This is a genomic window from Janthinobacterium sp. EB271-G4-3-2 (assembly GCF_020858035.1).
Taxonomy (GTDB): Bacteria; Pseudomonadota; Gammaproteobacteria; order Burkholderiales; family Burkholderiaceae_D; genus Janthinobacterium; species Janthinobacterium aestuarii.
In genome coordinates this window covers 163,630-169,927 of record NZ_JACYMG010000015.1, presented here as the reverse complement: position 1 = coordinate 169,927, position 6,298 = coordinate 163,630, and the positions used below count along the sequence as shown (strand labels likewise).

Annotated in this window: 4 protein-coding genes; all 4 read right to left on the bottom strand. The window is 65.3% G+C overall.

Annotation, left to right across the window (positions count from 1 at the left end; genetic code table 11):
* Positions 1-92: 92 nt before the first annotated feature.
* Genes IGS55_RS25325 through IGS55_RS25310 form a run of 4 tightly spaced genes read right to left on the bottom strand, consistent with a single transcriptional unit; the run spans position 93 to position 6,265 of the window.
* Positions 93-839 (bottom strand): hypothetical protein, encoded by a 747-nt coding sequence (locus IGS55_RS25325; protein ID WP_230518285.1) that lies wholly within the window; start codon positions 837-839, stop codon positions 93-95.
* Positions 840-855: 16 nt separating this feature from the next.
* Positions 856-2,058 (bottom strand): hypothetical protein, encoded by a 1,203-nt coding sequence (locus IGS55_RS25320; protein ID WP_230518286.1) that lies wholly within the window; start codon positions 2,056-2,058, stop codon positions 856-858.
* 33 nt (positions 2,059-2,091) lie between these two features.
* Positions 2,092-5,790 (bottom strand): tubulin-like doman-containing protein, encoded by a 3,699-nt coding sequence (locus tag IGS55_RS25315; RefSeq protein WP_230518287.1) that lies wholly within the window; start codon positions 5,788-5,790, stop codon positions 2,092-2,094.
* 34 nt (positions 5,791-5,824) lie between these two features.
* Positions 5,825-6,265, bottom strand: a complete 441-nt coding sequence (locus IGS55_RS25310) for a hypothetical protein (RefSeq protein WP_070305732.1) — start codon at positions 6,263-6,265, stop codon at positions 5,825-5,827.
* Between the last annotated feature and the right edge of the window lie 33 nt (positions 6,266-6,298).

Here is a 6,298-nt window from a genome sequence, read left to right as displayed (position 1 = left end):
CATTCGGCGTGCTCAGGTCGGGAAAAATATTTGATCCGGCCTTGCACGCCGCTTGACGGGGATAACAGTATCTACGCATTTGCATACGGCGATCAGCGCAGCGCCAGCCGCGCCGCGCCGCTATTGTCGTCCAGCATCACCAACTGCGTGCGCAAGTCGCGCGTGGCGGCCAGCTTGCCGTTCACGTACAAATTCGTCTTGACGCCGTACACGCCCTGCGACACGCCGGCCGGCAAGGTCAGCTCGAACGAATTTTCAAAGCGCCCGCCCGACTTGTTGTTGCTGGCCAGGGCTTTCGAGCCGGACTTGAATGGCTGGCCTTGCGGGTCGAGCACTACCAGCTCTTCGCGCACGTCGTTGACGCTTTGCGCGCTGCCGTTGACCAGTTCCACCACCGAATTCACCTTGAACGGCTGGCCGCGCTTGACGGTCAACGCGCTCAGCTGCGGCGTGTAGGACACCACTTGCGGCTCGCGCGGCAGCGCGCCCCGCGTGCGGATGTAGTCGCGGTCCGCCTGCGCCGCCGTCTTGGTCTGGCGCGAATTGACATTGATGGCCAGGCAACCGGCCGCCGCCAGGCCGCCGCCGATGGCCGCCCCCTTCAGCGCGCCGTTCTTGCCGCCCGCCAATGCCCCCAGCAGCGCGCCCACGGCCGCGCCGGCAGCGGCCGACGTGCCCACGCTGCACGGGTCCTCGTCCGTAGCCGCCTGGACACCGCCTTGCGGATAGGCACCGTCCTGGCGCACGCCGTTCGGGTTCATCGGTGCCGTGGCGCAGCCGGCCAGCATGGCCGCGATGGTCAGCGCGGCGGTGGCGCGCAAGGTGGTGTGATTCAGCATGGTGACTCCCGGATAGCTAATTGATCGTTGTTTCCGTCTGCAGCACTTGCCGTTCGCGCTCGCGGATGCGGCGCGACAGATTGTCGATGCGCGCATTGCCCGGATCGACGCGGCGCGCGCTTTCCAGATACGTCTTGGCCGCATCGAACTTACCTTCCAGCAAAGAACGCTCGGCATCGTGCAGGAACGATTGCGCCATTTCGTTGCGCATGGCCGCGCCGCTATCGACGGGCGACGTTTCCAGCGGACGGCGTTCGGCCACCGCTGAACGTTCGACCACGCGCGCGGGCGCCGGTTCCTGCTGTGCCGGCGCCGGCACAACAGCCGGGGTTGAAACGGGCGCAGGCGCGGGCGCCGCAGTTGCCGACAGCGCCTGCACGTCAGCCTTCAGCTGCGGCAATTCCACCGCTTCGCGGTCGATCGCTTCCAGCCTGGCGATGCTATTGCGTGCCGCCACCGCATCCTTGCCATCGAGCGCCTGGCGCACGCCCACCAGCACGGACGCGGCTGCCGCCTGCTGGCGCGCCAGCTGCTTGCGCAAGGAATCGACACTCGATGCGCCCGCGCAATCGATGTCGAGCGCGGCAATGCCCTTGGCCGCGCTTTGCAATTGATGGCCGTCGATCGCCCGCTCGATGGCGCGCACGCCGCGCTGGCAACCGCTGGATGCGGCACCGGCCTTGCCGATCGCCGCCTGCAAATCATCGGCCTTGGCACTGGACTTGCCCGTGCAAACATTCTTCGCCGTCGCCAGCTTCTGGCGGGCGCCGTCCAGGCTGCCATTCGCCACCAGCTTGAGGCCGCTGTCGATGGCGTCATTGCAGGCCGATTCATTCTTGCCGCCCGGCTTGCCATTCATGTAGACGATCACTGCCGCCAGCACGACGATGCCGCCCAGCCAGCGCAGCCACTTGCGTGGCGGTGATGGCTGCTCGGTTGATGCGGGTGGCGCTGCCGGCGCGGGCTTGGGCGCGGCTTGCGGCTGGACCGGCTTCGGCGGCGCTGGCGGTGGAACAACAGCCGGTTTCGGCACCGCTTTCGGTGCGGGCGCAGGCGCCACCGGCACAGGCGGCGGCTTGGGCGCGACTGGCGGAGACACAGGCAGCGGCGGCGGCACGGCCGCGGCTGGCTTGGCCGCGCCCGCCACCGCATGACCGCAGTACGGGCAATGGCTGACAACGGTCCACAGACCCGTCTTGCATTTGTTACAGATATCCAAAACTAATCCTTCATTCCAACGTCATTCCAGCGTTCACAATGGCGGCGGCATCAACGGTGGCGGCGCGCTGAGGAACAAGGGCGCCAGTTCGGGGAACTGGGCCAGGTCGGCCCAGGCCGGCAAGCCCGCGCGCCACACCTTGGTGGTGCCTGGTGCGACCTGCCCCGCCTGCACGTACTGCACGATCTGCTGGGCCGTGAACGGTCCCTGCTGCTGGCCGTTGATGCCCAGGAAATACTGGTATTCCACCAGCGGCGGCGGCATGCCGCCCAGCGGTGGCGGCGCCATGCCGAACACGGCTGCCGCCGGGGCAGCTGCCGCGCCAGCCGGGCGCAGCAATTGCTCGAGGCGCCCCGCTTCCAGCATTTCCGCCTTGATCGCATATTTCAGGCGCGGCTGGCCGTCCGCTTCCGGCTCGCGCACTTCCCAGTCGTAGGCGTCGCTGTCGGAGTCGCCGATGACGTTCGCCCATTCCTTCAGGCGGCCCAGCAGGGTTTGCACCGTGCGGTCGAGCTCATCGCTGGCCATGCCCTTGCGGCGCGCCGATTCGCGCAGGCGCGCGCCCACTTCGGCGGAAATGGCGCTGCCAAAGCCGACATACGGCAGCTGCGAGCCATCGGCCTGCGCCACCAGCTTGGGCGCATACACGGTGCGTTCATAGTATTTTGCCAGCGCCGCCAGGGCCGCCGTCTGCACGGCGTCAAGCGCCGTCAATTTTTCCTCGATGCGCAGGGCGATATTTTTCTCGTACGAGGCGGGCATGCCGTTCTGGCGGATGGCCCGTTCATTGCCGATGCGGCGCAAGTCGCCCGGCTCGACGGCAAACTGGTACTGGCCCGGCGGCACGACCCGGCCCGTGTGGCGCGTCAGCACGCCCAGCATGATCGCTTGCAGGAATTCGCCGAAGTCTTCCGCCAGGCGCTTCATCTCGTCCGTGTTCGGCGCGATCGGGTGCGTGAATTGCGTCGGATCGATGTGCGTGTGGGTCGGCGCCTTGTCGTTGTCGCCTTCCTTGCGGTAACTGGTGCGCCAGCCTTCCAGGCCCCGCAGCACCGTCATCGGCACGCCGGCCAGCTCGCAATAGCAGACGGCTCGGCCGCGGATGCCCGTCTCGACGATTTCAAGCTGGCTCACCGTGATGCCCACCTGGGTCGGCACGCATGACTCGAGCTCGGCGCCGAATTTGGCCTTGAAGGCGGCCGCGTTGGCCACGCCGATCACGCATTTGAACTGGTCCGACACAACCGTGAAGTCGCCCGCCATGTTGGCGTCGATCCACGGCATCGAGCAGGCCAGCAGCTTGCGGAAGCGGTCCAGGCGTTCGGACACATCCATCTGTTCCAGCGCTTCGAACAGCGGGTCGGGCGTGCTTGTCGCCCCTTCCACGAGGCCCGTCGTGGCGATCATGTTCTCGGCCATGCGCGTGACTTTGGCCAGGATCAAGCCCCGTTGCGCCGGTTCGCCCAGCATGGGGAACAGCGCTTTCGAACCGCCCATGTCCTTGAACGCTTCATCGGCCCACTGGCGCAAGGTGGCCGCCGATGGCAGCGCGATGTCTTTTTCCGTGACGGGAATGACGATCAGGGTCGCGTGTTCCTTGTCCAGGTCCTTCTGCAAAATCGTATTGGCCGTTTTGAGTTCCGCCAGCATGGCCAGCACGCCTTCGCGGCCCGTTTGCAGCTCGCCCACCAGGCCATTCCACTGCGCGCGGCCTTGCGCGTCGACGCCGACCCGGTTGCCCAGCCAGCGCGACAGTTCGCCCAGCAGGATGACGGACTCGTCCGCCGCCTTGGCGCGCAGATGGAATTTCAGGGCATTCGCCATTTCCGTGCGCAAGTGATCCATCACCACGCCGGCCTGCTTTTCGCCGTTGCTGAGGAAGCCGAAGGTGCCGCGCGTCTGCTCCAGGTTGTTCAGCAGGCGCTCGTATTCGCGCGAACGCACGGCTTCCTTGATTTCGCGGTAGCGCTCGGCATTGTTGCCGATCTGCGCCGTCAAGCCGCTGCCCGGCGCCTCGATGCGGTCCTTGATCTGTTCCACCAGCGACAGCACGTACTCGAGGCCGCCGAATTCCTTGTTGTCGAGGTAGCCATACAGCTGGTCGCGCACGACTTTCTTGACGTCTTCCAGCACTTCGCGGCGGCGCTTGCTGATGCGGTCTTCCGTCGTGTCGGCCGTGGAATCCTGATCGCGCACGGCGTCGCGTTCCAGATGTTTCATGGCGTCGCGCACTTGCGCCGGCCATTCGCTGCGGTCAAAGCCCGTGCGGATATCGTTGATGCGCGTATTGACGCGGTTTTCCACGCCGGCCAGCAAGTGGCCATGGCGGTCTTCCAGCAATTCGTCGACGACGCGGAAATCGATGAAGTCGCCGCTCGAACGCTTCAGTTCGATGCTCTTGTCGGAAAATTCGGGGAAGTCGCTGAACGGCGTGCCCTTCAGGAACATATTGGCGGCGAGGAAATTATCGCGCTGCGTATCCGTGGCCCGGTTGGCACCCGCATCCGTGCCGCCCACGCCGAAGAACGCTTGCAGCATGGCGCCGGCCCAGCGGTGGGCCCGCTCGTCGCGCGCCGCTTCCTGGCGCGTGTCGAGCACGGCCATGCCGAACGAGGAAAAGCGCTTCGAGAAATACAGGCGCATGTCGCCGAAGCGGTCTTGCGGCACGGGCGCGTTGTACAGCGAATTCTTGTGCTGCGCCTGGTTGACGGCGATCGAACGCTTGGCGCGCGCGAAGTCGGCCGAGGCGAAATCCTCGAACAGCGAGTCAGCCACCATGTGGTAGACGTCGCTGACATCCTTGGTGTGCTGCTGGGCAAGGTTGCCCGAATCGATCAGGTAGACCTCGCTGTACGGCTCGCGCGTCAGTTCCGGACGGTCATACGCATCCCAGCGGCCCACGTAGCCCTTGTTGCCCATCATGGCCGATTCCAGCTCCATCAGCGCCGCATAGCCGTTGGCCTCGACCCGGTCCTTGTTGGCCTTGGTGTAGCCGGTCGGCAAGAACAGCATCAGCTCCACGTCGGCCGCGCCCACTTCGCTGCGCGCCAGCCAGCGCGCCAGCAAGCCCATGTCGAGGAAGGAACCGGAACCCGTGCCGCCCGCCACGGAGCCGACGATGACGATGCGGAAACGGTTCGTTTCCATGCGCAAGCCCAGCTCGGCCAGCTGGCGCTCGTGCGACAGGCCCGCCTTCAGCGCTTTCAACTTCAAGCGGATCTTGTCGCGGATCTTCGCGTACTTGTCGAAGAAATACAGGCGCGAGACGGCGCGGATCTGGCCGGCACCGCTGCTCATATCGAAACGCAATTCGCGGATGCGCTGCGGCGTCAGGGGCAGCCATTCCTTGATGTGCGGATATTTCTCCAGGGAATCTTCATCGCGGCTGTACTTGTCCATGTCGAACGATTCGACCACCTTGTCGTCATCCGTGAACTTCACCTGGTCGAACTGCAAGTCCTTCGCCTGCGACTCGCCGCTTTCGATCACGGCGCCATTGTCAAGGTCGAAATGGATGAATTGCGCGATGGGAAAGTCGGCCAAGCCCTCGATGCGCGTGCGGTTGCCCGCGCCGCCCCACAGGGTGTTGAGGACGCGCCGGCGCACGCGCATCAGCACCTGCATGCCCGTGCCGCCGATACCGATGAACAGGGTCGGCCGCAGTTCGATGATCTTGTCCTGCTTGCGCTCGCTGGCGCCGCCGGTAATGGTTTGGTTCAGGTTCTCTGCCATGGTGATTCCTTGGATAAAGCGTGTTACGGCGTGCTTAACGGCGGCTCGAGGTAAATGTCAGCAACAGGGCGACCAGGCCCACCAGCACCAGCGGTCCCATGAACAGTGGCGCGAGGAATTTATGCGCGTTCACGGCGGCCAGCACAACGCCGGTCGCCAGGCTGGCCAGGAAGATGAACAGCCACCAGCCCGAGGCATTGGCCTTGTTCGGCGGCACGCGCTTGGCGACCAGGCCATTCGCATAGGCGTTCTTGGCAAAGAAAAAGGCGATGAACAGCAGCAACAGCACGACGCCGCCGATCAGGGTATCGCGCGACGAGGTGTCGGTCGTGCTGGCAGGATCGAGCGCGGGCGCCGGCTCGATGGTGGCCGTGGTGGCGGCAGCGCCGGCAGCCGGTGCGTCGGCGGCAGGCGGCGCGGACGCCGGAACTGGCAAAGTAAAACCTGCGTTGTCTTTGGGAGTGTCTTGCGCCATGGTATGCCTCTGGTGGATTTGACTAGTTTAAAA